Consider the following 24,159-nt stretch of genomic DNA (forward strand, 5'->3'; position numbering starts at 1 on the left):
CGAACCGACGACGAGGACGCCACCCTCGGGCGCGTGACGGGTCGGCGGCACCGTGGGGAGGCCGCCGTGGCGTTCCACGGCGCCGCCGACACGGTGCCGCGGTGGCGGCGTCGGGGACGCACGGCACCGTCGCGCCGGGAGGGCCCGGGCGACGGCCGGGGCCGCGGAGGCGCGGCGCGCGCGGATCGCCGCCGGAGCGTGCGAGGCCGGGGCCGGGACGGTGCGCGTCGAGGAGCGGCGGGGCCCGCCGGGTCCGCGCGTCGCGACCCGGGAGACTGCCGTCCTGAGCGCCCGGCGGGTGGGACCGACCGGGAGGAAACCCGCGGGCGGGGCAGGCTCCGCGCGCGGAGTGCGGGGCCGTCGGGCGGCCCCGCGCGCTTACATGAACGCGAGCCAGGCCACCGCGGCGACGACCGCGACGGCGACGACGACGCCGACGATCAGACCCACTCGGGGCCCACCGGAGGCCGCCGGCTGCTGCTGCCGGCCCTGGGGGGACTCGTCGACGAACGCACGGAACATCTGGGTGCTGCCCGCGGGGTCGTAGTTGCCCTCGGGGCCCTGGGTGTTTGCCATAGGCCAGGACCCTAGCGAATCCGCGGGGTCAGCCCAAGTGCGGGGTTCCGCTTTCCCGCCGCTCCGGGGGGTGTTGGACCCGAGGGGCGGCAGCAGCATGCCGACTGCCCGCCGGCCCTCCGGGCGCCGGACCGGACGGGTCCGCGCCCCGGTCGCAGGCCGTCGCCCCCGCCACGGGGGAGCGTGACCGCTCCCCGCCCGCCGGCCCGGCACAGCGGACGCACAGCCTTCCACCGCATCCCACCTGCGCCTTTACGGACGACTGGACGCCGCTTTGCCAAGTTTTTGACCCCGGAGCCGCCAATTAGTTTGCCTGCGGCAACCAACTGCTTTTATGGTTGCCCTAAGCAACGAATGGGAGGTGGACGATGGCCGGGCAGGCGCAGTACGAGGAACTGGCCCGTCAGCTCAGTGCCATCGGCGCCGTGAAGCGGGACATGGGCCGCATCCTGCCGCCCGACTGCCCCGGAGGCTCCGCCACCGTGCTCACCCTGCTCGGCCGGTACGGCGAGATGCGGATGAGCAGGCTCGCGGAGCACCTCTCCGTGGACATGTCGGTGACCAGCCGCCACGTCGCGCACGTCGCCGAGCGGGGCTGGATCGAGCGGCTCCCGGACCCCGCCGACAGACGCTCCCGCATCCTGCGCCTCACCGGCTCCGGCCAGGAGCAGCTCGACGAGCTCTCCCGGCGCACCTCACGGCTGCTGGCCGACCGGCTCAGCCACTGGTCCGACGACGAGGTCGAACAGCTCATCGCGCTGATGGGCCGGCTGCGCGAGAGCTTCGGCGACTGCCGCTCCCCGCAGCGGCCCCCGGCGCCCCCTCCCCCGTACACAGCAGAACCGACCACCCGTACACCCGCTTAGTACGCAAGAAAAGGAACCCCATGGCAACGACCACACCAGCCGGTGTGCGGGGCTCTCACGCCAAGCACGGAGGCGCCGCGGACGGCGCTCCGATGACGCACCGGCAGATCATGGAGGCACTCTCCGGGCTGCTGCTCGGCATGTTCGTCGCGATCCTGTCGTCGACGATCGTCTCCAACGCGCTCCCCGAGATCATCGGCGACCTGGGCGGCGGCCAGTCCGCCTACACCTGGGTCGTCACCGCCGCGCTGCTCTCCATGACCGCGGCCACGCCCCTGTGGGGCAAGCTCGCCGACCTGTACAGCAAGAAGGCGCTCGTTCAGATAGCGCTGGTCGTCTACGTGCTGGGCTCGGCCGCGGCCGGCCTCTCGCAGAACGCCGGCACCCTCATCGCGTGCCGTGTCGTGCAGGGCATCGGCGTCGGCGGCCTGTCCGCGCTGGCGCAGATCGTGATGGCCGCGATGATCTCCCCGCGCGAGCGCGGCCGGTACTCGGGCTACCTGGGCGCGACGTTCGCCGTCGCCACGGTCGGCGGCCCGCTGCTCGGCGGTGTCATCACCGACACCAGCTGGCTCGGCTGGCGCTGGTGCTTCTACGTCGGTGTGCCGTTCGCGGTCATCGCGCTGATCGTGCTCCAGAAGACGCTGCACCTGCCCGTCGTGAAGCGCGACGTGAAGGTCGACTGGGGCGGCGCGTTCTTCATCTCCGCCGCGGTCTCGCTGCTGCTGCTCTGGGTCACCTTCGCCGGTGACAAGTACGACTGGATCTCGTGGCAGACGTACACGATGGTCGGCGGCTCGATCGTGCTCGGCCTGCTGTTCGTCCTCGTCGAGTCCAGGGCCAGCGAGCCGATCATCCCGCTGCGGCTGTTCCGCAACCGCACCATCACCCTGTCGTCGCTCGCCTCGCTGTTCGTCGGTGTCGCGATGTTCACCGGCACCGTCTTCTTCAGCCAGTACTTCCAGCTGGCGCGGGACAAGTCCCCGACGATGTCGGGTGTCATGACGATCCCGATGATCGGCGGCCTGTTCATCTCCTCGACCGTCTCCGGCCAGGTCATCACCCGCACCGGACGGTGGAAGTACTGGCTCGTCGCCGGCGGCTTCCTGGTCACCGCCGGACTCGGCCTGCTCGGCACGATCCGCTACGACACGGCCTACTGGCACATCGCGATCTTCATGGCGCTGCTGGGTCTCGGCATCGGCATGATGATGCAGAACCTGGTGCTCTCCACGCAGAACCAGGTCGCCCCCTCCGACCTGGGCGCCGCCAGCTCCACGGTGACCTTCTTCCGCTCCCTCGGCGGAGCGGTCGGCGTCTCCGCGCTCGGCGCGATCATGGCGAACCGGATCACCGACTACGTGAAGGACGGGCTCACCGACCTCGGCCCGAAGTACGCCTCGCTCGCCTCCGGCTCGGACTCCAGCTCCTCCATCCCCGACATGGACGCGCTGCCCGCGCCGCTGCGCACCGTCATGGAGAGCGCGTACGGCCACGGCATCGCGGACATCTTCCTGATCGCCGCCGGGATGGCGCTGATCGCCTTCCTGATCGTGCTGTTCATCAAGGAGGTCCCGCTGCGGACGTCCGGCGCGCTGGCCCAGGCCGCCGCCGAGCAGTCCGCCGAGCCGGCCGCCGGCACGACGGCCGGCGAGAGTGTCGAGCTGCCGGCCGGCACCGAGACCCCCGTGCGGACCGTCGCCGACACCGAGCCGGCCGCCGAGGAGGCGCAGCCGCTCGCCGCCGTCGCCACCGCCACCCCCGAGAGCGTCCCGCCGCCCGCCGCCGGCATCCCGGTGCGCGGCCAGGTCCGCGGCGCGGAGAGCGCGCCCGTGCCGCAGGCCGCCGTCACGCTGATCTCGCTCGCCGGGCGCCAGCTCGGCCGCGCGGTCGCGCAGGCCGACGGGTCCTACGCGGTGGACGCCCCCGGCGTCGGCTCCTACGTCCTGATCGCCTCCGCCGACGGCTTCCAGCCGCAGGCCTCGACGATCGTCGTGAACGGGGAGCCGCTCGCCTACGACATCCTGCTCAGCGGCACGAGCGGCCTGAGCGGGGTCGTCCGGGCCGCCGAGGGCGCCACCGCGGTCAAGGACGCGATGGTCATCGTGACCGACGTCCGCGGTGACGTGCTGGCCACCGGCACCACGGGCGAGCAGGGCGAGTTCTCCTTCGCCGAGCTGGTGCCCGGCCAGGTCACGGTCGCGGTCAACGCGCCGGGACACCGGCCGCGCGCCCTGCCCGTCGAGGTGGGCGGCGCCGGGGTCACCCGGATCGAGGTCGACCTCGACGCCGGCTCCCGGGTCCAGGGCGTGGTCCGGGCCCCGCACGGCCCCCTCTCCGACGCCCGCGTCACGCTCGTCGACGCGGCCGGCAACGTGGCCGGCACGGCCAGGACCGGCATCGACGGCGCCTATGCCTTCACCGACCTGGACGGCGGCGAGTACACCGTCATCGCGACCGGCTACCCGCCGGTGGCGACGGCCCTGACCCTCGCCGGCCCGGGCGTGGACGGCCACGACATCGAACTCGCCCACCCCGGCGAGTAGTCCGAAGCCCCGGCCCGCGGGGGCGCACTCCGAGCGGAGGTGCGCCCCCGCGGGCCGGTTTCATTGCCGCACCGCAAGGAGTTACTGCACATGGGACTGACCGCGAAGATCCGCACGCGGGACGGATGGGCCGTGTCGCACGCGGTCGTCACGGTGACCGACGCCGCCGGCACGCAGGTGCTGCGGTCCGAGGCGGACGCCGACGGGGCCGTCCGGGACACCGCGGACCTCGCCCCCGGCGCGTACACGGTGATCGTGACGGCGGTCGGCTACGCGCCCGCGGCGGCCGGCGCGATCGTCACCGCCGCCGGCCGGGCCGACATCGGCCAGGTCACGCTGGCCCGCCAGGGCGGCACCGAGCTGCCCCCGCCCGGGCCCTGGACCATCGACCCGGCGCACTCCTCCGTCGCGGCCGTCGCCCAGCACCTGGGCATCTCCAGCGTGCACGGCCGCTTCACGGACTTCGGCGGCCGGATCGACATCGCCCCCGGGGACGTGACCGGGTCCCGGGTCGAGGCGGTGATCTCCGCCGCCTCGATCGACACGGGCAACGGCATGCGCGACGGGCACCTGAGGTCCCCGGACTTCCTGGACGTCGAGACGTACCCGCACATCACCTACCGGTCGACGGGCGTGGCGCCCGCCGGCCCCGACCGCTGGACCGTCCACGGGGAGCTCGCCCTGCACGGTGTCGTCCGCCCCGTCGATCTCGACCTCGCCTACCTGGGCACGGGCGCCGACCCCTGGGGCGGCACCCGCGCCGCCTTCCGCGCGACCGCGGAACTGCGCCGCGAGGACTTCGCCCTGCGCTACAACCAGGTCGTCCAGGCGGGCATCTCCGCCATCGGCACGACGCTGCGGGTGGAACTGGACGTCCAGGCCGTGCAGGGGGAGTCGCTGCCGGCCGGGTGAGCGCCGCTCACTCGCCCTCGCTGGCGTCGACGATCCGCCGGGCCAGGTCACGGAGCTTGACGTTCTCCCGCTGGGAGGTGCGCACGAGGCTGTCGAACGCCTCCGATGCGTCGATGCCCAGCCGCTCCATCAGGATGCCCGTGGCCTGCCCGATCAGGTCGCGGGTGCGCATCGCCTCGGTGAGCTGCTCCCGCATGGTCGCGGTGTCCAGCGCGATGCCGACGTGCGCGGTGAGCAGCCGGCCGATCCGGGTGGCCTGGTCGTCGAAGGCGCGCGGCTTGCCCGCGTACGCCGTCAGGACGGTCAGCCGGCGCCGGTCGGCCCGGAGTCTGAGGGAGAGCACCGACCGCAGCCCGAGGCCCGACAGGGCGAGATCCCCGTCACCCTCCACGGCGGAGCTGTCCTCGATCCGGGCCACCGGCGCCGTCCACAGCCGGTTCCAGTAGTGCCCGTGCTCGCGGCCCGCGTTCAGCGCGTCGGCGGAGCGGACGACCTCGTCCGTCCAGGCCAGCGTCTCCCGGTGGGCCTTGCGCTCGATGACGGAGATCCCGGCGTGCTCGGCGCCCGGCAGGAGGTGCACGGCGAGCCGCACGGCGGTGCGCAGGGTGCTGTGGGTGCTCACGGTGTCGTGCAGTTGCTGAGCGGCGACGGTGAGGGCATCGGCCAGCTCGAAACCCGCAGCAGAACGGGGCAATTCGGAAAACTCGGACGCAGCCACCACGAACCTCTTCGGCATGCACGGCCATACGGCCATGCGCAGGAGAGCTCCGCAGCACATTCCCGACTGCGAGCACAGGACGAACAGCACTTTAACTGTTCGCAGGGGGTGGGGTGACGCGCACCGGCACAGCCCGCGGGCGGCGCGGGCGCGTCCGGCCTACGCTGATCGCATGGCAGCCAACATCGCGACGAACACCTCGGTCTCCCTGGACGAGTTGCTGGACTTCGTACGGCCCCGGCACCGGGCCGTCCTGCTCACCCGCCGCGCCGACGGCGGACCGCAGGGTTCCCCGCTGACCTGCGGGGTCGACGACTCGGGCCGCATCGTGGTGTCGACCTACCCGGAGCGGGCCAAGACGCGCAACGCCCGGCGGGACGAGCGGGTCGGGCTCATCGTCCTGAGCGACGACTGGAACGGCCCGTGGGTCCAGGTGGACGGCACCGCCGAGGTCATCGACTCCCCCGACTCCGTCGAGCCGCTGGTCGAGTACTACCGCACCGTCGCCGGGGAGCACCCCGACTGGGACGAGTACCGCGCGGCGATGCTCCGGCAGGGCAAGTCGATCATCCGGATCACCCCGACCCGCTGGGGCCCGGTCGCCACCGGCGGCTTCCCCGCCCACCTGGCCCCGCAGGAGTAGGCCCCGGCCTGCCGCCGCCGACCCGGCGGCGGCCGGGCCGGCCTCAGCCCCGCTCCACCATCGCCTCGATCCCGGCGACCAGCAGGTCCAGCGCGAAGCCGAAGTCCCGGTCGCGCATCTCCGCCACGGTGTCCCCGCCCCGCGCCTCCATCAGATCCGCCGCCGCCGCGAAGTCGTCCCGCAGCTGCGGCTGTTCGCCGATCCTGCTCACGGCCGCCCGGAAGTACTCGTCCTGCGAGACCCCCGCCGCGGCACACCGCTGCACGAAGTGCCCCTCGATCGTGCCGAATCCGTACACGAACTGGAAGACCGCCGACATCGCCCCGGTCCGCTCGCGCGGCGGCAGCCCGGTGTTCCCGATCACCTCGCGCACGCACGCCGAGAACGCCCGCGCGTGCGGCCCGATGTTCAGGAAGCTGCCGATGAGCGGCGACACCCACGGGTGGCGCACCAGCAGGGCCCGGTTGCCGACCGCCAACGCCCGCAGCTGCTCCCGCCAGCGCTCCGCGGGCTCGGCCGCCGGCAGCTCCAGCTCGCCGGACACCGCGTCGAGCGCCAGCTCCAACAGGTCGTCCTTGGTGTCGACGTACCAGTACACGGACATGGCCGTGACGTCCAGTTCCGCGGCGAGCCGCCGCATGGAGAACCTCGCGAGGCCCTCGGCGTCCAGGAGGCGGACGGTGGCCGCGGTGATCCGCTCCCGGTCGAGCCCCGGCGGCTGCCCGCCGCCCCGGGCGGTCCCGCCCCGGGGTGCCCTGCCCTCCAGCCAGACGCTGGTCCGCGCCGGACGCCCGGTCCTGTCGGCTGCCCTCGCCATGGCGCACCTTCCTCGGAACTCGGCTCTCGCGGCGGGCCGTGGACTCCCCGGACCGCCGCACTGTCGATGCCAGGGGTGCCCTCCACACCACCCGCCCTGTCCGGTCTGTCCTCCCCGCCACCTGCGAAACACCCGTCGCACCGATCGTGTGCGGCCCGCACGCGGCGATCACCTCGCGGAGTCTGCCCCCTCCGCCCGCCGCCGCAACCCGCGCGCCGGGGCCGCCCGGCGGCACGGGCGGTCCGGCACCCCCCGGGGGAACCGGAGGCGGGCCCGGGACGGGGTGGCCCCCGGCCGCGAACGGGCGGTGGCCCGGAGCGCGTTCGCTCCGGGCCACCGTTCCGGGTACGCGCGACCGCGATGGGGCGCGCGCCGCGCTCAGCTGCCGCTCGTCGGCCGGGTCAGGTCGTAGAAGGTGGCCGAACCGACCGTGACCTTCTCGAAGTTGGCGGTCACCCAGGTACTGATCTGCGAGGAGGTGGAGGAGCTCGCGTTGCCGCCCCTGCCGCCGCCCGAGATGAAGTAGTGGATCTTGCCGTCGGCCACATACGTCTTGAACCGGGCCAGGGTCGGCGACGGGTCGGTGCCGTTGAAGCCGCCGATCGCCATCACCGGCTTGCCGGTGGCGAGCTGGTAACTCGCCGAGTTCTGCGAGCCGACGGCCGCCGCCGCCCAGGTGTAGTCGCCGGCGTTCTCCGACAGCAGGGCCTTGGCCTCGGAGCTGACGTTCGCCCCGTTCAGCAGGCCGCCGGCGCCACCGCCGCCGGGCATGCCGCCCTCGCCCGCGGCGCCGCCGGGCATGCCGCCCTGCCGGTTCCCGCCCTGGGTGCCGCCGTTGCCCTGCGGGACCCCGTTGCCCTGCCCGTTCCCGCCGGGCAAGCCGCCGGTGCCGCCCGTCGGCGGCAGACCCGTGCCACCGCCCTGCCGGCCGTTCTGCCCGCCCTGGCCGGGCTGCTGGTTCGGGCCGCCGCCGGGGAAAGCGCCCCGCATGCCGCCGCCCCTGCCCCCGGGTCCGCCCATCGTGCTCGCCCCGGCCGGACCGGCCGTCACGATCGAGCCCGAGTGACCGGTCCCCACCGTGGACAGGGTGTACGCCGCCGGCCCCGCCAGCGCGGTCAGGGTGCCGAGCCCGGCCGCCGCGAGCGCCAGGTGCCGGCCGAGCCGCGTCACGAAGATCAGGCCGAGCGCCGCGGTCAGCCCCCCGACCAGGACCGGCCACTTGAGCCAGGGCAGGTAGTCGGGGGTGCGGTCGAGCAGGACGTACCCCCAGGCGGCGGACGCCGTCACCGCCGCGGCCAGGGTGAGCGCCGCCCACGTCCGGCCGCGCTCCTCCCACAGCACGGTCGCGCCCATGCCGACCACGGCCGCGATGTAGGGGGCGAGCGCCACCGTGTAGTACTGGTGGAAGATGCCGGCCATGAAGCTGAAGACGAGCATCGTCATCAGCAGCGCGCCGCCCCACGCGAGGAACGCGCCGCGGGCCGGGTCCGTCCGCGGGGCCTTCCGGGTCAGGACGACGCCCGCCACCAGCAGGATCAGGGCCGCGGGCAGCAGCCAGGAGATCTGGCCGCCGATCTCGGAGTTGAACATCCGGTCCCAGCCGGTCTCGCCCCACCGCCCGGTGCCGCCACCGCCGCCTCCGCCGCCGACGCTGCCGGTCTCGTCGCCGTTGATCCGGCCCAGGCCGTTGTAGCCGAAGGTCAGCTCCAGGAACGAGTTGTTCTGCGAACCGCCGACGTAGGGGCGCGAGGACGCGGGCCAGAGCTCGACGATCGCCACCCACCAGCCGCCCGAGACGAGCATCGCGCCCGCGGAGAGCCCGAGCTGCGCGAACCGCTTCCGCAGGCCGACCGGCGCGCACACCGCGTACAGCACGGCGAGCGGCGGCAGGATCAGGAACGCCTGGAGCGTCTTGGTGAGGAACGCGAATCCGACGGCGACGCCCGCCCACACCAGCCACTTCGTCCGGCCGTCCTCCAGCCCCCGGACCACGCAGAAGACCGTGACCGTCATGAGCAGCGCGAGCAGCGCGTCCGGGTTGTTGAACCGGAACATCAGCGCGGCGACCGGGGTGAGGGCGAGCACCGTGCCCGCGATCAGGCCCGCTGCCGGGCCGAACCGGCGGCGCAGGGCGGCGTACAGGACGCCGACCGTGGCGACGCCCATCAGCACCTCGGGGACGAGGATCGCCCAGGAGCTCAGGCCGAAGACCCGAACCGACAGGGCCATCGGCCACAGCGCGGCCGGGGGCTTGTCGACGGTGATGGCGTTGGCCGAGTCGAGCGAGCCGAAGAAGAACGCCTTCCAGCTCTGGCTGCCCGCCTGCACGGCCGCGGAGTAGAAGGAGTTGGCGTACCCGGAGGCGCTCAGGCCGTACAGGTAGAGGACCGCGGTGGCGAGCAGCAGGCCGAGGAGCGCCGGGCGGGCCCAGCGCGGGTCCTCGGGCCGCCCGCGCAGGACCCGGTGGACGAAGGGCCGCGCGGGGTCGCCGGCCCCGGCCGCGGGCTCCGCCGGGTACGCGGGCCCGGCGGGCTCCGCCGGGTAGGGGGTGGCCGGCGGCCCCCAGGAGGGGGCGGTGCCACCGGTGGACCGGGCGTCGGCGGGTGCGGCGCCCGGTGCGCCGTTCCTGCTCGTGTCGGGCTGCGTCGTCATCGCGCGTTCCTCGGGTCGTGGTCGTGCGGTCGCACGGCTCGCATGGGCAGGGTCGGGTCCCCCGGTCCGCGGTCGGCGCCGTCACGGGCGCGGGACCCGGCGGTGCCGTACGCGTCGTACGCGGGGGGAGCGGCGGTGGCGGCCGGCGTCGGGGACGGCCGCCGCGGCGGCGGGCGGTGCGCCGTGCCCGGCCGCACCGGCATCGGGTACGGGCCCGCCGGGCGCGCCGCGGCGGAGTCCGGCCGGTGCGCGGCCACCACCGGCGGCGGTGCCGGCGTCCCCGGCTCGTCGTGCCCCTCGGGGAAGACCCAGGCGCGGAAGAGCAGGAACCGCAGCACGGTCGCCGCGAGGTTGGCCGCGATCAGCACGGCCAGTTCGGTGGAGTGCGCGGGATCGCTCGTCGCCGCGTTCAGGGCGGCGAGCGAGCCGCTGGTCAGGGCGAGCCCGATGCCGAACACGACCAGGCCCTGCGCCTGGTGGCGGACCACGCCGCCCCGGCCGCGGACGCCGAAGGTCAGCCGCCGGTTGGCCGCCGTGTTGGCGACGGCGGAGACGAGCAGCGCCGCCGCGTTGGCGATCTGGGCCCCGCAGAACGAGCGGAAGCCGCTGTAGAGCAGCAGGTAGAAGAGCGTGGAGAGCCCGCCCACGACGCAGAAGCCGACGAGCTGGCGGGCCAGTCCCCGGGGCACGTCGGTCAGTTCGCGGTCGCGGGGATCGTCCCCGAAGGGCCGGGCCAGCCGGTCGAGCGCGAGCGAACCGGTGGCCAGGGCGCGTCCCACGCGCCACACGCCTTTGAGGTCGTCCGCCGCGGTCCGGGCGATGTGGACGGTCGAGTCCGGGTCGTCGACCCAGTCGACCGGCACCTCGTGGATGCGCAGCCCGGCCCGCTCGGCCAGCACCAGCATCTCGGTGTCGAAGAACCAGCCGGAGTCCTCCACCAGCGGCAGCAGTATCCGCGCGACGTCCCCGCGGATCGCCTTGAACCCGCACTGCGCGTCCGAGAAGCGGGCCTGGAGCGAGCCGCGCAGGATCAGGTTGTAACTGCGGCTGATGAACTCCCGTTTGGCACCGCGCACCACCCGCGAGGAGCGGGCCAGCCGCGAGCCGATCGCGAGGTCCGAATGGCCGGAGATCAGCGGTGCCACCAGCGGCAGCAGCGCGTTCAGATCGGTGGACAGGTCCACGTCCATGTACGCGAGGACGGGCGCGTCGGACGCCGACCACACGGTCCGCAGCGCCCGGCCGCGGCCCTTCTGCTCCAGCCGGACGGAGACGACCTCCGGCAGCCGGGCCGCCAGCCGCGCCGCCACCTGCGGGGTGGTGTCCGTGGAGGCGTTGTCCGCCACCGTGATGCGGAAGGCGTAGGGGAACGTGCGCCTGAGGTGCTCGTGGAGCCGGAGCACGCACGGCTGGAGATCCTTCTCCTCGTTGTAGACGGGGATCACTACGTCCAGGACAGGCGTACCGGCGTCCGCGGCCGGGAGATGCTCCCGCGCCGGCAGATCGCCGGGAGAAGAGTCGGTTCGCATGGAACGACTCTCGTCACACGCCCTGTCGTGCCCATGTGGTGGCGCTGTGGTCCGCCTGTGAGTGCCGCCGCTCCTGCGATGCGGCGGTGAGCGCGGGCAGGTGCAGGGTGAACACGGTCCTGCCGGGAGCGCTGTCCACGGTCACCGCACCGCCGTGCGCCGCCGCCACGGCCTGCACGATCGCGAGCCCGAGACCGGTCGAACCGGAGGCCCGGGAACGCGAGGTGTCGCCGCGCGCGAACCGCTCGAAGACCCGGGGCAGCAGGGCCGCCGGGATGCCGGGCCCGTCGTCCTGGACGTCCACGCACAGCCACGGGCCGTCCCGGCGCACCCGCGCGGTGACGGTCGTCCCGGGCGGGGTGTGGGTCCGGGCGTTCGCCAGGAGGTTGACCAGCACCTGGTGCAGCCGGGCCGCGTCCGCGGCCACCGGGGCCGGCTCCGCGGGCAGCGCGAGCCGCCACGCGTGGTCCGGGCCGGCCGCCCGCGCGTCGCTCACCGCGTCGACCACCAGGGGCACGAGGTCGGTCTGCTCGTACTGGAGGGGTCGTCCGGCGTCGAGCCGCGCGAGCAGCAGCAGGTCCTCCACCAGGAGCGTCATCCGTCCCGCCTCGGACTCGATGCGCCCGAGCGCGTGCCGGGTGTCGGGGCCGGTCTCCTCCCGGCCGCGCCGGGTGAGTTCGGCGTAGCCGCGGATGGAGGCGAGCGGGGTGCGCAGCTCGTGGCTGGCGTCCGCGACGAACTGCCGTACCCGCGTCTCGCTCTGCTGCCTGGCGTGCAGCGCGCCGTGCACGTGGTCGAGCATCCGGTTGAGCGCGGCGCCGACCTGCCCGACCTCGGTGCGCGGATCGGACTCCGCCTCGGAGACCCGCTCGTGCAGCGCCACCTCCCCGGTGTGCAAAGGGAGTTCGGAGACCCGGGTGGCGGTGGCGGCGACCTTGCGCAGCGGGCGGAGGGCGACGCCGATGAGGACGCCGCCCGCGATGGTGGCGGCCACGAGCCCGGCCACCGTGACGCTCACCTCGACGAGGACGAGGGTGCCGATGGTGTTCGTGACGGACTCGGTGGGCAGGCCGACGTAGAAGCTGCCGTGCGCCCCGGTCACGTACGCCACGTGGTACGTGCCGAGTCCGGGGAGGTCCGCGGAGTGCGGCTTGCCGTCGCGGGCGACGGAGGCGAGCGCGTTCTTCTGCGCGCCGGTGAGCGGCACGGCCTTCATCCGCTGGAAACCGGCACTGGTGCTGGACTGCTCCGCCGCGACCGCCGCCTCGCCGACCCGGCCGTCGGCGGCGACCGTCGCCGCTATGGTCCTGGTCTGGGTCGGGCCCAACGTGACGAAGCTGTCCAGCCGGTCCTCGGCGGAGCCGAATCCGGCGGCGGCACCCGCCCCGCCCGCCGGGCGTCCGGAGTCCTCGCCGTCACCGGCCGGGCTGCTGCCCCGCAGGCCCTTCGGGGGACCCGAGAGCCGGTCGCCGGCGTCCTTCAGCTGGCTGTTCAGCTGCTCGTACAGGTGCTGGTCCAGCGCGATCGTCGTCACCGTGCCGATCACGGCGCAGACCACGGCGATGAGCGCGACCGCGGAGACGACGAGCCGGGTCCGCAGCGTGCGCGGCTGCCCTCGCCTCCACTGCGTCCGCGGCCGTCGTCGTCCGCTCATGACGCGGCGGGCTTGATCAGGTAGCCGGCCCCGCGCCGGGTGTGGATCATCGGCTCCCGCCCGGCGTCGATCTTGCGGCGCAGATAGGAGATGTACAGCTCGACCACGTTGGCCTGGCCGCCGAAGTCGTAGGACCACACGCGGTCGAGGATCTGGGCCTTGCTCAGCACCCGGCGCGGGTTGCGCATCAGGAACCGCAGCAGCTCGAACTCGGTCGCGGTGAGGTGGATGCCGGCGCCTGCCCGCGTCACCTCGTGGCTGTCCTCGTCGAGGGTGAGGTCGCCGACGACGAGCACGGACTCCGAGCGGCGGTCCGAGGCGCCCGCACGGCGGATGAGTCCGCGCAGCCGGGCCACGACCTCTTCGAGGCTGAACGGCTTGGTGACGTAGTCGTCGCCGCCGGCGGTGAGTCCCGCGATGCGGTCCTCGACCGCGTCCTTCGCCGTCAGGAACAGCACCGGGACGTCCGGCAGATCCCGGCGCAGCCGCCCGAGCACGGCCAGACCGTCCATGTCCGGCAGCATCATGTCGAGCACGACGGCGTCGGGCCGGAACTCGCGCGCGGTCTGCACCGCGCCCGTCCCGTCGCCCGCGCTGCGGATCTGCCAGCCCTCGTAGCGAAGGGCCATGGAGAGCAGCTCGGTGATCGACAGCTCGTCGTCCACCACCAGCACGCGGACGGGGCTCCCGTCCGGCCTGAGCAGTTCGGTGCGCCCCTGGGGCGAGGTCGTGGTCATGGTGGACACCCTGCTCGGCGCCGCTGAGAACACCCTTGCGGCAGGCTGTGATTTGTCTGAGAAACGCACAGCCGCCTCTCAGGGAACTCCTGGGAAGGTCACGCGCCGCTCTTACCTCCGGACGCTCCCACGCGCCCGCCGGCACCCCGCCCCGCGGCCCCGGCCGGCCCGCCCGGAGCGCGTGGCGGCACGGCCGGAAGGCCCGGCAGCACGGCCGGAGGGCCCGGCAGCACGGCCGGAGGGCCCGGCGGCACGGCCGGAGGGCTCGGCGGCACGGCCGGAAAGCGCGGCCTCACTCCAGGCCGAACAGCCGCGCCCCGTTCCCGTGGCAGACCGCCCGCAGCCACTCCCGGCCCAGCCCGAGCCGCTCCAGCGCGCGCAACTGGTGCACGTACGGGTACGGGATGTTCGGGAAGTCGGTGCCGAGGAGGACCCGGTCCCCGAGGTCGGCGAGCCGGGGCAGCAGCGCGGCCGGGAAGGGCGCGAGCCGCTCGCTGAAGTCCGTGAACGCCATCGTCGTGTCGAGCCGCACCTCGGTGTACCGCTCGGCCAGGCCGAGGAAGTCCTCGTACTCCGGCATGCCGAGGTGCGCGACGACCAGGCGCAGCCGGGGATGCCGGGCGAGGACGGCGCCGACCGGTCCGGGCCCGGTGTACGCGCCGCGCGAGGGCCCCGATCCGCAGTGGATGACGATGGGGACACCGGCCTCGGCGAGCAGGCCCCAGACGGGATCGAGGAGTTCGTCCGCCGGATCGTACGCGCCCACCTGCACATGGGCCTTGAACACCCGCGCGCCCGCCTCGACCGCCTCGCGCACGTAGCGGTCGACGCCCGGTTCGGGGAAGAGGGTGGCGGTGTGCAGGCAGTCGGGGGTGCGGCGCGCGAAGTCGACCGCCCAGGAGTTCAGCCAGGCGGCCATGCCCGCCTTGTGCGGGTAGAGCATCGCGGTGAAGGCCCGCACCCCGAACTCCCTGATCACCGAAAGGCGTTCGTCCTCGTCGGCACGGTAGGTGATGGGCCAGGCGATACCGCCGGTCAGCTCGCCGAGGCCGTCGAAGTAGTCCCAGACCTTGCGCAGCACCCGCTCGGGCATGAAATGCGTGTGCACGTCGACGAGTCCGGCAGCCCGAGGCCCTCCCAGAAACCCCGCACCTCCAGCGCCTCCCGGGACACCTCCGCCGCCGGGGTCGGGCCCGAGGGCCCGAGAACGACCGGCGACGGCACGGAGGCGGCGCCCGCGTCGGGCCGCGACGGCACGGAGGCGGCACCCGAAGAGAGAGGCCACGGTGCGGACGCCGGGCCCGAGTTGGGCCGCGACGGTACGGAGGCGGGGCCCGAAGAGAGAGACCACGGTGCGGACGCCGGGTCCGAGTTGGGCCGCGACGGTACGCACGCGGGGCTCGACTCAGGCCGCGACGACGCGGGCGCGGGGCCCGACCCGGCCGGTGCGGCGGCCGACGGGTCCGGGTCCGGGGGCGGAACCGGCCGTGCGGACGGGGGCGTGGCCGACGGTGCGGCCGGAGGCGTGCCCCGCGGTGAGGGCGGCGACGTCCGGTCTCCGGCCCGCGCCTCGACGGGCACGTGGGGGTGATCGCTCATGCCCGCCACTCTCCGCCCGCCGCTCCCCCGCCGTCCACCGTGCGCCCCGGGACCTCCCCACACTCGACCGGCAGGGCGCCCGGACCCGTCGGCCCCGCCGATCCGGCACCGCCGCGACCCCGTCAAGTTGCCCACCGCCCGACCCCGGGCCCGGCACACGCTCCCAGGGTCACCACCGCAACTGTCCGACCTGCTGGGCCTGATGGGGTGAAGCGCCTGAGGGGACCGGTGGATCCGCACAGGCCAGTGGGGTGCCGGGACCCGTCCGCGGGCGGTCCTCTCAGAGCCCGTCGCCCCCTGCGCCGGGGCGGTCTCCTCAGAACAACCCGTCCTGCACCGCGCTCCCGACGGGCGCCTCCCGCACGGGAAAGCCGCGTACGCCGCTCTCCTCCTCCGATCCGGTCAGAGCCCAGCCGGTCAGCAGCCGGGTATCGAGGACGACGGCTCCGCCCGCGGTGGCGAGATGGAGGTCGGGACCGGCTGCGGCGATCAGCTCACCGCCGATCGCCCCTCCGGGGGCCAGCCCGCCGACGACCGCCCCCACGGAGGAGAGGGAGTCGAGCCCGAACACCGCCGTGTGGTCGACGGGTTCGAAGGGTGCGCGGCGCAACGACTCCGGCCAGTCGCCGAGCGCCTCCACGCGTGCGTGGAGTTCCCCGATCTCGGCCACGCGTTCGTCCGGGCCCGGCAGCGCGGCCCGCACCGCGCGCTTGCGGGCGTACGGAATCCGGTCCGGTACCCCGAGGGCGGCGCGCAACAGCTCCTCGGCCCGGCGTGCGGCCATCAGCGGTCCCCGACCCAGCCAGCTGAAGGTGACCGCCCCCTGCTCCAGGAGCCGCGCGGACCCGCGCTCGACACGGGAGATCCCCACCTTCACCATGCCGGGACCGAACCACGCGAGGTACACGTGGTACGGCCTCGGATCGTCGGCCAGGGTGTCGGCGGCAACCGAGTGCGCCCGGTCCAGCCGCGCGCAGTCCTCGCACCGCGCGCCCGTGCTGCGGGCGGAGACGACGGCCCGCACGGCGCAGGCGTGCCCGCGGGCCCCCACGCACGTCCGCACACCCCCGTCGGGCACGCCGAACGCCACACGCCGCCCCCTGGCCAGCGGACTCTCCCGCCCGCCGGCCCACACGAGCACGGCTCCGTCCCCCGACCACCGCATCCCCGAACACACCCACGCCTGCCGCACCCCACCGACACTAGAGCCCGCCACCGACATCGGACCGGGGACGGCGAGGGCGCGGGGGCGGAGGTGATGCGTCCGGGGGTCTCCGAGTCGCGCACCCGGAAGGGATGTCACACGCTGTGCCCATGAGCGAACCCTTCTCCGGGGAGCCGCCCCGGCCCGGTCCGACGCAGCCGCAGTGGGGACAGGAGCCCCGGCAGCACCAGCCACCGGGATGGGGGCAAGCTCCTCCGGGTGGCGGATCGCCCTACGGAACGGCGCCCAAGAAGAAGCGGCGGAAGTGGCCGTGGGTACTCCTCGTGCTCGTCCTGCTGATCGCGGGTGGGTGCGCGGCCCTCGTGGCGAACGTTTCACACGAGGTGACGAAGACGGTCGAAGTCGAGTACGCCGTCACCGGCGACGCGCGGAACGTGAACATCTCGTACTCCGTGTGGAACGACGATGGCGTGTCCACACGATCCGAGACCGTCACGTCCCTGCCGTGGCGCAAGACTTTCAAGACGAAGGGCTTCACGAAGGGGGGATCGCTACTTATCAGCCTCAGCGGCGCGGGAGGCACCGCCACCTGCTCGGTGACCGTGGATCACGGCACCCCCACGACATCCGTGGCGTCCGGACCCTCGGCGGCGGCCACCTGCTCCGGCTTCTGAGGTCGGTGCAGCCGGGCCGTGCCGCCGGGGACGCACCGTCCGCCCGGGCGATCATGTGCGCCCGTGTGCCGTCGTTGCCGTCAAGGCTGCCGTACGGCTCGACTCCCAGCGCTCCGCCTTCGACCGCGTCGGGGACGCGCTCAGGGGTGACGGCAACGGACCTGTCGACGGCGACGGCATGACCGGTGCTCCCGAAGCCCTCTAGCTTTTGCTCTTACAGCCCGCCGCTGACGGCATGTCACGGCACAACTGATCCTGGTGGGACTGAGCCGCAGCCCCACCAAAGACAATGACGCAGATCAGAGCAGCAATGATGCCCTGGGTGACAACCGTTACGACGGCCCCGGCTCGCGCGGCGATCGCGGCCGCCGCAATGGCGAGGACTCCGACCCCGCCAGCGGCGGCCAGGTAGTTCCACAACGAGTCGGTCGTGACGGTCTTGCCCGGGTCGAGGTTGAACCCGGACAGGAACCAGAGTCCAAAGATCACCGCCAAGGCGATTAGCTCCAGGAACACCAGCCCGCAGCCTGCTCCGATGTCGGCGCCCAGGTCGGCACGGTGATGCTTTCCCGGGCCGGTGGTCGCGTCGAAGGCCGGCGGGGCGACGGGTAAGTTCATACTCGCCACCCTGCTCGTGCGGGCGAGGCGGGCGCATGAGTAGGAGTACTCAGCTCCGCCCGGGTGAGTCCCATGATCGACCTGGCACCCCTTGATCGGCCCCCACCCGCCTTCTGAGGCGGTTGCCGTCAAACACTGCCGTCAACGTAAAAGCCAGAGGCCCCAAGGAATGATCCTTGGGGCCTCTGGCCTGCTGTGCACTCGGCAGGATTCGAACCTGCAACCTTCTGATCCGTAGTCAGATGCTCTATCCGTTAAGCTACGAGTGCTTGTTTTGTTGTTCTTTCGTCTTCGCTTCCCGGGGTTTTCCCCCGCTCGCGGCGACAGGAAGAACATTACATGACTGCCGCCGCCATGTGAAATCCGTTTGCCTCACCCCTTGTGAGCTGCGAAAACGTTGTTCCGGCCGCCTCGGGGCGGGCCGTCCGGGCGGGTCGGCTCCGAGGTCGCGGAGGGGTCGGCGGCGGCTCGCCCGGCGGGAACGACGAAGCCCCGGTCCAGGGGACCGGGGCTTCGGATTCTTCGCGCGGAGGCGGAGGGATTTGAACCCTCGATGGGATGTAAGTCCCAAACCGCATTAGCAGTGCGGCGCCATAGACCGGACTAGGCGACGCCTCCCGCACAACCGCCCACGCGAGCGCGAGTGGTGCGTGCAGATGATGACACAGACGAGCGCCGCGTCACCAATCGCCCCCTACGGTACTAGGCAGGCAGGCCGGAGGGCAAAGCCCGCCACCGGCCGGAACCGTACGCAACCAGGGAGGACGCCTCGCGTTAGGCAGGCCATGTTGCGCCGACTGCTCCTCACCGCCGCCGCGTCCGCCACCGCCGCGCTCTGCGCCGTGCCCAGCGCCTCCGCGGGCACCCCTGCGACCGCGATCACCGGGCCCCCGGGGCCGGTGGTGCTCCCCGGGCCGGTGGCGCCCACCGCCTTCCCGGGCCGCCCTGCCGGCGTCCCCGCACTCCTCACCGTCGCGCACGGCGTCCGGCCGCCCGCCGCGATGCCCCCGCCGGCCCGCCCGGAGGACTCCGGGGACCGGCTGACGGTGACGGTCGAGGGCACGGGCGGCGGCGTGGACGGCACGTACGAGCTGGACTGCCATCCCGCGGGCGGGAGCCACCCGCGCGCCGCCGAGGCCTGCGAGCTGCTCGACGGGCGCACCACCTGGGGCAAGGACCTCTTCGCCCCGGTCCCGCCGGACTCCCTGTGCACGATGCAGTACGGCGGTCCGGCCACCGCGCACGTCACGGGGACCTGGGCGGGACGGCCCGTCGACGCCCGCTACGACCGTACGAACGGGTGCGAGATCTCCCGCTGGGACGCCATGGTCCCGTTCCTGCCCGACCCGGCGGCCTGACCCCGCGCCCGCCCCCGCCGGAGGAGCCCGGACCCTTCCGGCGGGGGCGGCGCACGGGTGGCCGGGGAGCGGAGAGAGGGGACGGAGAGCCGGAGAAGAGAGGGAGAAGAGAGGGAGAGGAGGGACGACGGGGCCGAGGTGGGGTGAAAACACGTGGTCACAGCTTCTTCGTCGGTTCTGCGTGCGTTCTGCGTGCGACCTCCCTCTCATCCGGCACCGTCGGCGGGACCTCTGCCCGTAGACTCCCTCGCGTGACACGCCGCGGACCGGTTGGCAAGATGGCATCCGCGGTCGGCAAGGTGCGGTAACAGGGAGGAAGCGTCTCGTGAGCAGCAGGCCATCCCGAGGCGCTGCTCGCCTCGCAGCCATACTGGACGCCCTCCCCGACGCCTTGTTGCTGGTCAACGCCAACGGCACCGTCGTCAACGCCAACACCATCGCCCTGGAGGCCTTCGAGACCCCGGGCACGGCGCTGGTGGGCCGCGGGCTCCTCGACCTGCTGCCCGAGTTCGACTCGCGGCTGATCCCCGGCTCCATGCGGCGGCCCGACACCATCGACCGGAGCGGGCGGACCAAGCCGACCCGGATGACCGCACGGCGCACCGACGCCTCGGAGTTCCCCGTCGAGGTCACCAGCGCGAACCTGGAGGACGGCCAGCAGGCGTACGACAGCTACGGCCCCACCCCGGACGAACTGCTCATGCTCGTCGTCCGCGACCTCTCGGGCACCGTGGACACCGAGGCCGAACTCGCCCGCTCGCAGCGCCAGACCGAGATGATCCTGCGCGCCGCGGCCGAGGGCGTGGTCGGCACGGACACCGAGGGCCGGGTCGTCCTGGTCAACCCGGCCGCCGCGCAGATCCTCGGCTACCGGGCCAGCGACCTCGGCGGCAAGGACCTGCACGAGCTGATCCTTCATTCGCGCGCCGACGGCGAGCCCTTCCCCTATCCCGAGTCCCCGCTCGCCGACACCCTGCGGTCCGGACGCAAGCACCGGGTGCGCGGGCAGGTGCTGTGGTCGAAGTCGGGCGACCGGGTGCCCGTCGACCTGACGACCTCTCCGGTGCGGGACGGCGACCAGCTCGTCGGCGCCGTCATGACGTTCACCGACCGCAGGCCGTACGACACCCTCGTCCAGGAGAAGGAAGCCGAGGCCGCCCGGCACGCCGAGGAACTGGAGCGGCTCGGCGCGGAGCACGCCGCCGAGCTGGCGGCCCTGGGCGAGCGGCACACCGCCGAGATCGCCGAGCTGACCGAGCGGCACGCGGAGGCCATCGCCGCCGGCGACGAGCGGTACGCGTCCCTCGGCGAGCGGGAGAAGGACCGCTACGAGGCCCTGACCGCCCGGCACGAGCAGCTCCTCGCCGTCCTCGACCAGTCCCTGCGCGGGCCGCTGGACCGCCTGCGCGGCGACCTCGCGCAGCTCGCCGCCGACGACGCCGGGCAGCTGTGGCCGGAGGCGAACCAGGTCCTCCACCACCTCGCGGCCGGCTACTCGCGGATCACCACGCTCGTCGACAACGTGCTCGGCTACCAGCGCCTCGACGCCGGAGCGGAGAGCATCGCCCGCGAGAACGTCATGCTGGACGCCGTCGTGGCCGCCGGTGTCGACGGGGCCGTCGACCTGATCGGGCCCGGGCGCGTCCAGTTCGCCGTGCACGCCCCGCCCATCGAGGCCGAGGTGGACGCGCAGCGCCTCGCACGCGCCCTCGCCCACCTCATCGCGGATGTCGCCGGGGTCGACGCGACCGGCAACGCGCCCGTATCGGCGGGCGGTTACCTGGACAACACCGTCGTCGTGGCGGCGGCCCAGCGCGGCGAGGTCGTGCGCATCGAGGTCCGCGGTCCGTACGCCGGGGGCGATCCGGTGCACGAGCCGATCGTGCGCGGGATCGTGCGCGCCCACGGCGGCGTGCTCCAGACCCACGAGGTGCCGGGGATGAGCGGCAACGCCTTCGTCCTCGAAGTGCCCATCGGCGGCGGGGCCGGAGCGGTCGCGCCGGTGATCGCGCCGGCGGTCTCGACCGAGGTGGCCCTGCCCGAGCAGGCCGCGCAGCAGAGCGGTGGCCGGCGCCGGGCGCGGCGTTCGTCCGTGGACGCGTTCCTGGACGGCGACGGCACAGCCGAGCAGGACCCGCAGGCGGAGGAGAGCACCGGGGCCGGCGGCGCGGCGCCCACCGGACGGCGTCGCCGGCGCGCGGCGGGCGAGGCACCGGGCGGCGACGTGCCGGTCCCCGCGCAGGGGGTCGCGGAGGAGCCGGGTAGCGGGGCGTCCGGGGGCACCGGGCGGCGGCGCGGCCGGCCCAGCCCCGCCGAGGACGCGGGCGCCGCGCCGGCACCGGGCGGCGACGACGTCTCCGAGGGCGCGGTCGTCATGGCCGGCGAGCACGCCGCGGGAACGGCCGCGGCGGGAACGGGTCTGGGCGCGACGGTGCCTCCGCAGGGGGTGCCGGTGCCCTCGGGCCGACGCGCGCGCCGCACCGGCGAACAGCACGCTCTTCCGGCCGCGTTGCCCGCGCCGACCGGTGCGCAGGCGCCGGCCGGGGACGGCGGCGCGCAGCCGGGCACGGGACAGGCCGCGGACGGCGGCCAGGCCGACGCGGGGCAGCCGACCGGGCGGCGCCGCCGTGCGCTGGCCGCGGCGGCCGAACGGGCCGCCGCCCAGGAGGCGGGCCCCCGCCCGGTGTTCGCCCTGCCGCCCGCCGAGGCGGACCGTTCGCCGGAGTACGTCCAGGCCGAGGCGCAGGCGCAGGCGGCGCAGGTCGAGGCGGCTCGGGCGCAGGCCGAGCGGGTCGCCCTGGAGGAGCAGGCGGACGGGAGCGTCGCCGGTCCCGGCCGAGGTCAGGCCGACGACGGCCGCCACGACGCGATCCCGCACGCCCAAGACGACGACCACACGCCGCCGCAGCCGCATCCCGTCTCCGGGCCCGGTCGCCGCCGCGCCGCCCCGCAGGTCCCGGCGCAGGGCCTTCCCGGGCAGCCCGGTCCGGCCGGCCGGCCCGACGGGACCGGTCAGCCGGGCCGGCCGATGGCTCCGACGTCGACGACGACCGGGACGTCCGGCGCTCCCGGCGCTCCCGGCGCTCCCGGCCAGAGCCTTCCCGGACAGCAGGTACCGGGGCGGACGGGCCCGGGGCACGCTGTGCCCGGGCAGCCCGTTCCCCCGCAGTCCGTTCCCGCGCAGCCCGTTCCCCCGCAGTCCGTTCCCGCGCAGGCGGGGCCGTCCGAGGGGAGCCCGGTTCAGGGAGTCCCCGCTCAAGGGGGACCGGCCCAGGCGGTCCCGCCGCAGGGTGCCCCGGCTCCGGGCGTGCCCGCGCAGGGAGTGCCCGCCGCAGCCGGTGCGCAGGCCGCCCCCGCCGGTCAGGCCGGTCCCGGCGCGCTGCCGGACGCGTCCGACGCGGCGGTCCGGCAGCCGTGGCCCGACGCCAACAGTGCTCCCGGTGCCGACGACACCGCCGGCGCCGGCACTCCGGCGGCCGGTACCGGTCACCCCGCTCCCGCCGGGCAGCCTGCCACCGCCCCGCTCCCCCCGGAGCGGCCGCTGCCGCGGGCCGCGCAGCCGCTGCCCGCCGAGGCGACGGCGGGCTCCTCCCCGGTCGACCCCCACTCGACGCAGGGCCGGGCCATCAGCGTGCGCACCCTCGGGCAGGGCGTTCCGTTCGCCCGCCAGGTCGCCGCGGCCCAGCCGGGCGGCGCGGCCCAGGCGGCCGGCGGACTCCAGCCCGGTGGCGGGGTGCAGGCGGCCACGCCTCCCCCGCACCAGACGAACGGTTCGGGCCGCCGCCGCAAGCTCGGCACTCCGCCCGAGCCCGTCGCCGAGCGCCCGGAGAACGGCGCCCGGTCGCACCCGCAGACCGGTCAGCCCACGGGCGGAGGACCCCGGCGGCCCGCGGCCACCGAGGGCGCCGGACGCTCGTACGCCATAGGAGCACCGGACGAGAACGCCGACGAGGGGCCCGAGCCGCTCGACGGTCCGGGCGGTGCCGTCGAGGTCGCCGACCAGCCGCAGCCGCGCCCCGTGGACGACGAGTTGCCCCCGGAGCCGCTGGACAACCCGCGGCGGCTGCTGGTGTGGCCGGCTCCGGACGTGACCACCCAGCAGGCGCTGAGTGACCGCGGCTACCGCCCGGTCATCGTGCACTCGCGCGAGGAGGTCGACGCCCAGATCGCCGCCTTCCCGGCCGCCCTGTTCGTCGATCCGCTCACCGGCCCGATCACCCGCACGGCCCTCCAGTCGCTGCGGCAGGCCGCCGTGGCGGCGGAGGTGCCCGTCCTGGTGACGGCCGGTCTCGGCCAGGCGACGCGGGAGGCGGCCTACGGCGCCGACCCCGCCGTCCTCCTGAAGGCCCTCGCGCCGCGCGACTCCGAGCAGCACCCCCCGCGCGTGCTGCTCATCGAGGAGCACGCGGAGATCGCGCTGGCCCTCACCGCGACGCTGGAGCGCCGCGGGATGCAGGTGGCACGGGCGTCCACGGACGAGGACGCCGTCACGCTGGCCGCGCAGATGCGGCCGAACCTGGTGGTCATGGACCTGATGCAGGTCCGTCGGCGGCGTGCCGGGATCGTCGACTGGCTGCGCGCGAACGGGCAGTTGAACCGCACGCCGCTGGTCGTCTACACCGCCGCCGTCGACCCGGCGGAGCTGCCGCGGCTGGCGGCGGGGGAGTCGGTGCTGTTCCTCGCCGAGCGCTCCACGAGCGACGAGGTCCAGGACCGGATCGTCGACCTGCTGGCCCGTATCGGCACGAACTAGCAAGGGCCCTGGCCGGAAACGTTCACCGGCTCACGACGCCCGGCACGACGATGGATCCGGTCCGCCCCGCCGGCTCGGTTCGGACCGGTCGACCCGGGCTCACCGGATCGGGTCCGGGCGGGGCTTGGCGGGCCGGGCGGGAGCGGGCGCCGGGACGAAGTGGCGGTGAGGCGCGGCCGTCGGGCCCGATCGGGCCGGGGACGCACCGATCGGAGCCGGGTCGGAGAGGCATCGGCGGTTCGGCGCCACCCCCGTCCGCGCGCCGCGGTCGCCTGCCGGTCCGAACCGTCGCGAGGAGGCGGGTCCGGGCCGCGAGGGTGTCGGGCCGTACGGGGAGGTCCG

Annotated in this window: 16 protein-coding genes, 2 tRNA genes and 1 pseudogene; 7 read left to right on the forward strand and 12 right to left on the reverse strand. The window is 74.5% G+C overall.

Annotated features, from left to right (window positions below):
- Positions 1-378: 378 nt before the first annotated feature.
- Positions 379-576, reverse strand: coding sequence for a hypothetical protein (locus ACGFS9_RS09300; protein ID WP_393251722.1), 198 nt, complete (start codon positions 574-576; stop codon positions 379-381).
- A gap of 368 nt (positions 577-944) precedes the next feature.
- Between ACGFS9_RS09300 and ACGFS9_RS09305 the strand changes: the two genes are divergently transcribed.
- The 3 genes from ACGFS9_RS09305 to ACGFS9_RS09315 all read left to right on the forward strand — a co-directional run bounded on the left by ACGFS9_RS09305 (position 945) and on the right by ACGFS9_RS09315 (position 4,900).
- Positions 945-1,442: a MarR family winged helix-turn-helix transcriptional regulator gene (locus tag ACGFS9_RS09305; protein ID WP_393251723.1), complete on the forward strand. Its 498-nt coding sequence runs from the start codon at positions 945-947 to the stop codon at positions 1,440-1,442.
- A 20-nt stretch (positions 1,443-1,462) separates the two neighbouring features.
- Positions 1,463-3,988, forward strand: a complete 2,526-nt coding sequence (locus ACGFS9_RS09310; RefSeq protein ID WP_393251724.1) for an MFS transporter — start codon at positions 1,463-1,465, stop codon at positions 3,986-3,988.
- 90 nt (positions 3,989-4,078) lie between these two features.
- Positions 4,079-4,900, forward strand: coding sequence for a YceI family protein (locus ACGFS9_RS09315; RefSeq protein ID WP_393251725.1), 822 nt, complete (start codon positions 4,079-4,081; stop codon positions 4,898-4,900).
- Between the two features lie 7 nt (positions 4,901-4,907).
- Here the strand turns inward: ACGFS9_RS09315 and ACGFS9_RS09320 are convergent, their stop codons facing one another.
- On the reverse strand, positions 4,908-5,636 hold the full coding sequence (locus tag ACGFS9_RS09320) for an ANTAR domain-containing protein (protein ID WP_393251726.1): 729 nt from the start codon (positions 5,634-5,636) through the stop codon (positions 4,908-4,910).
- Positions 5,637-5,790: 154 nt separating this feature from the next.
- Between ACGFS9_RS09320 and ACGFS9_RS09325 the strand changes: the two genes are divergently transcribed.
- Positions 5,791-6,261, forward strand: coding sequence for a PPOX class F420-dependent oxidoreductase (locus ACGFS9_RS09325; protein WP_393251727.1), 471 nt, complete (start codon positions 5,791-5,793; stop codon positions 6,259-6,261).
- Between the two features lie 43 nt (positions 6,262-6,304).
- Here the strand turns inward: ACGFS9_RS09325 and ACGFS9_RS09330 are convergent, their stop codons facing one another.
- The 7 genes and pseudogenes from ACGFS9_RS09330 to ACGFS9_RS09360 form a co-directional block, all read right to left on the reverse strand.
- Entirely contained in the window at positions 6,305-7,078 is a 774-nt protein-coding gene (locus ACGFS9_RS09330; RefSeq protein ID WP_393251728.1) for a TetR/AcrR family transcriptional regulator, read from the reverse strand.
- Positions 7,079-7,456: 378 nt separating this feature from the next.
- Positions 7,457-9,730, reverse strand: a complete 2,274-nt coding sequence (locus tag ACGFS9_RS09335; RefSeq protein WP_393251729.1) for an ArnT family glycosyltransferase — start codon at positions 9,728-9,730, stop codon at positions 7,457-7,459.
- Positions 9,727-11,259 (reverse strand): glycosyltransferase, encoded by a 1,533-nt coding sequence (locus tag ACGFS9_RS09340; RefSeq protein ID WP_393251730.1) that lies wholly within the window; start codon positions 11,257-11,259, stop codon positions 9,727-9,729. Before ACGFS9_RS09340 ends, ACGFS9_RS09335 begins: the two co-directional genes overlap by 4 nt.
- Before the next feature lie 13 nt (positions 11,260-11,272).
- The gene (locus ACGFS9_RS09345) at positions 11,273-12,913 is read right to left on the reverse strand and encodes a sensor histidine kinase (protein ID WP_393251731.1); all 1,641 of its coding nucleotides are present in this window, start codon (positions 12,911-12,913) and stop codon (positions 11,273-11,275) included.
- Positions 12,910-13,650 (reverse strand): response regulator transcription factor, encoded by a 741-nt coding sequence (locus ACGFS9_RS09350; protein ID WP_393251733.1) that lies wholly within the window; start codon positions 13,648-13,650, stop codon positions 12,910-12,912. Before ACGFS9_RS09350 ends, ACGFS9_RS09345 begins: the two co-directional genes overlap by 4 nt.
- Before the next feature lie 292 nt (positions 13,651-13,942).
- Positions 13,943-14,823, reverse strand: a pseudogene (locus ACGFS9_RS09355) (amidohydrolase family protein).
- A gap of 742 nt (positions 14,824-15,565) precedes the next feature.
- Positions 15,566-16,441: a DUF2797 domain-containing protein gene (locus tag ACGFS9_RS09360; RefSeq protein WP_393251735.1), complete on the reverse strand. Its 876-nt coding sequence runs from the start codon at positions 16,439-16,441 to the stop codon at positions 15,566-15,568.
- A 122-nt stretch (positions 16,442-16,563) separates the two neighbouring features.
- Here ACGFS9_RS09360 and ACGFS9_RS09365 point away from each other — a divergent pair, with 122 nt between their 5' ends.
- Positions 16,564-17,088, forward strand: coding sequence for a hypothetical protein (locus tag ACGFS9_RS09365; RefSeq protein WP_393251737.1), 525 nt, complete (start codon positions 16,564-16,566; stop codon positions 17,086-17,088).
- 201 nt (positions 17,089-17,289) lie between these two features.
- Here ACGFS9_RS09365 and ACGFS9_RS09370 read toward each other — a convergent pair whose 3' ends face one another.
- The 3 genes from ACGFS9_RS09370 to ACGFS9_RS09380 all read right to left on the reverse strand — a co-directional run bounded on the left by ACGFS9_RS09370 (position 17,290) and on the right by ACGFS9_RS09380 (position 18,324).
- Positions 17,290-17,706, reverse strand: a complete 417-nt coding sequence (locus ACGFS9_RS09370) for a DUF6234 family protein (RefSeq protein WP_393251739.1) — start codon at positions 17,704-17,706, stop codon at positions 17,290-17,292.
- A 196-nt stretch (positions 17,707-17,902) separates the two neighbouring features.
- A tRNA-Arg gene (locus ACGFS9_RS09375) sits at positions 17,903-17,975 on the reverse strand.
- 258 nt (positions 17,976-18,233) lie between these two features.
- Positions 18,234-18,324 (reverse strand) — tRNA-Ser (locus ACGFS9_RS09380).
- 167 nt (positions 18,325-18,491) lie between these two features.
- On the opposite strand from ACGFS9_RS09380, the gene ACGFS9_RS09385 reads away from it, so the two are divergent.
- Entirely contained in the window at positions 18,492-19,064 is a 573-nt protein-coding gene (locus ACGFS9_RS09385) for an SSI family serine proteinase inhibitor (protein WP_393251740.1), read from the forward strand.
- 325 nt (positions 19,065-19,389) lie between these two features.
- Positions 19,390-23,817, forward strand: coding sequence for a PAS domain-containing protein (locus ACGFS9_RS09390; RefSeq protein WP_393251742.1), 4,428 nt, complete (start codon positions 19,390-19,392; stop codon positions 23,815-23,817).
- Positions 23,818-24,159 lie beyond the last annotated feature (342 nt).

The sequence above is a fragment of the Streptomyces sp. NPDC048566 genome (genome assembly GCF_043199735.1).
Taxonomy (GTDB): Bacteria; Actinomycetota; Actinomycetes; order Streptomycetales; family Streptomycetaceae; genus Streptomyces.

Excerpts from the sequence above, each read along its gene's own strand:
- ACGFS9_RS09310 (WP_393251724.1), top strand. The coding sequence starts at position 1,463 with ATGGCAACGACCACACCAGCCGGTGTGCGGGGCTCTCACGCCAAGCAC.
- ACGFS9_RS09300 (WP_393251722.1), bottom strand. The coding sequence starts at position 576 with ATGGCAAACACCCAGGGCCCCGAGGGCAACTACGACCCCGCGGGCAGC.
- ACGFS9_RS09345 (WP_393251731.1), bottom strand. The coding sequence starts at position 12,913 with ATGAGCGGACGACGACGGCCGCGGACGCAGTGGAGGCGAGGGCAGCCG.
- ACGFS9_RS09370 (WP_393251739.1), bottom strand. The coding sequence starts at position 17,706 with ATGAACTTACCCGTCGCCCCGCCGGCCTTCGACGCGACCACCGGCCCG.
- ACGFS9_RS09315 (WP_393251725.1), top strand. The coding sequence starts at position 4,079 with ATGGGACTGACCGCGAAGATCCGCACGCGGGACGGATGGGCCGTGTCG.
- ACGFS9_RS09385 (WP_393251740.1), top strand. The coding sequence starts at position 18,492 with ATGTTGCGCCGACTGCTCCTCACCGCCGCCGCGTCCGCCACCGCCGCG.
- ACGFS9_RS09365 (WP_393251737.1), top strand. The coding sequence starts at position 16,564 with ATGAGCGAACCCTTCTCCGGGGAGCCGCCCCGGCCCGGTCCGACGCAG.
- ACGFS9_RS09330 (WP_393251728.1), bottom strand. The coding sequence starts at position 7,078 with ATGGCGAGGGCAGCCGACAGGACCGGGCGTCCGGCGCGGACCAGCGTC.
- ACGFS9_RS09340 (WP_393251730.1), bottom strand. The coding sequence starts at position 11,259 with ATGCGAACCGACTCTTCTCCCGGCGATCTGCCGGCGCGGGAGCATCTC.
- ACGFS9_RS09305 (WP_393251723.1), top strand. The coding sequence starts at position 945 with ATGGCCGGGCAGGCGCAGTACGAGGAACTGGCCCGTCAGCTCAGTGCC.
- ACGFS9_RS09350 (WP_393251733.1), bottom strand. The coding sequence starts at position 13,650 with ATGACCACGACCTCGCCCCAGGGGCGCACCGAACTGCTCAGGCCGGAC.
- ACGFS9_RS09325 (WP_393251727.1), top strand. The coding sequence starts at position 5,791 with ATGGCAGCCAACATCGCGACGAACACCTCGGTCTCCCTGGACGAGTTG.
- ACGFS9_RS09320 (WP_393251726.1), bottom strand. The coding sequence starts at position 5,636 with ATGCCGAAGAGGTTCGTGGTGGCTGCGTCCGAGTTTTCCGAATTGCCC.
- ACGFS9_RS09335 (WP_393251729.1), bottom strand. The coding sequence starts at position 9,730 with ATGACGACGCAGCCCGACACGAGCAGGAACGGCGCACCGGGCGCCGCA.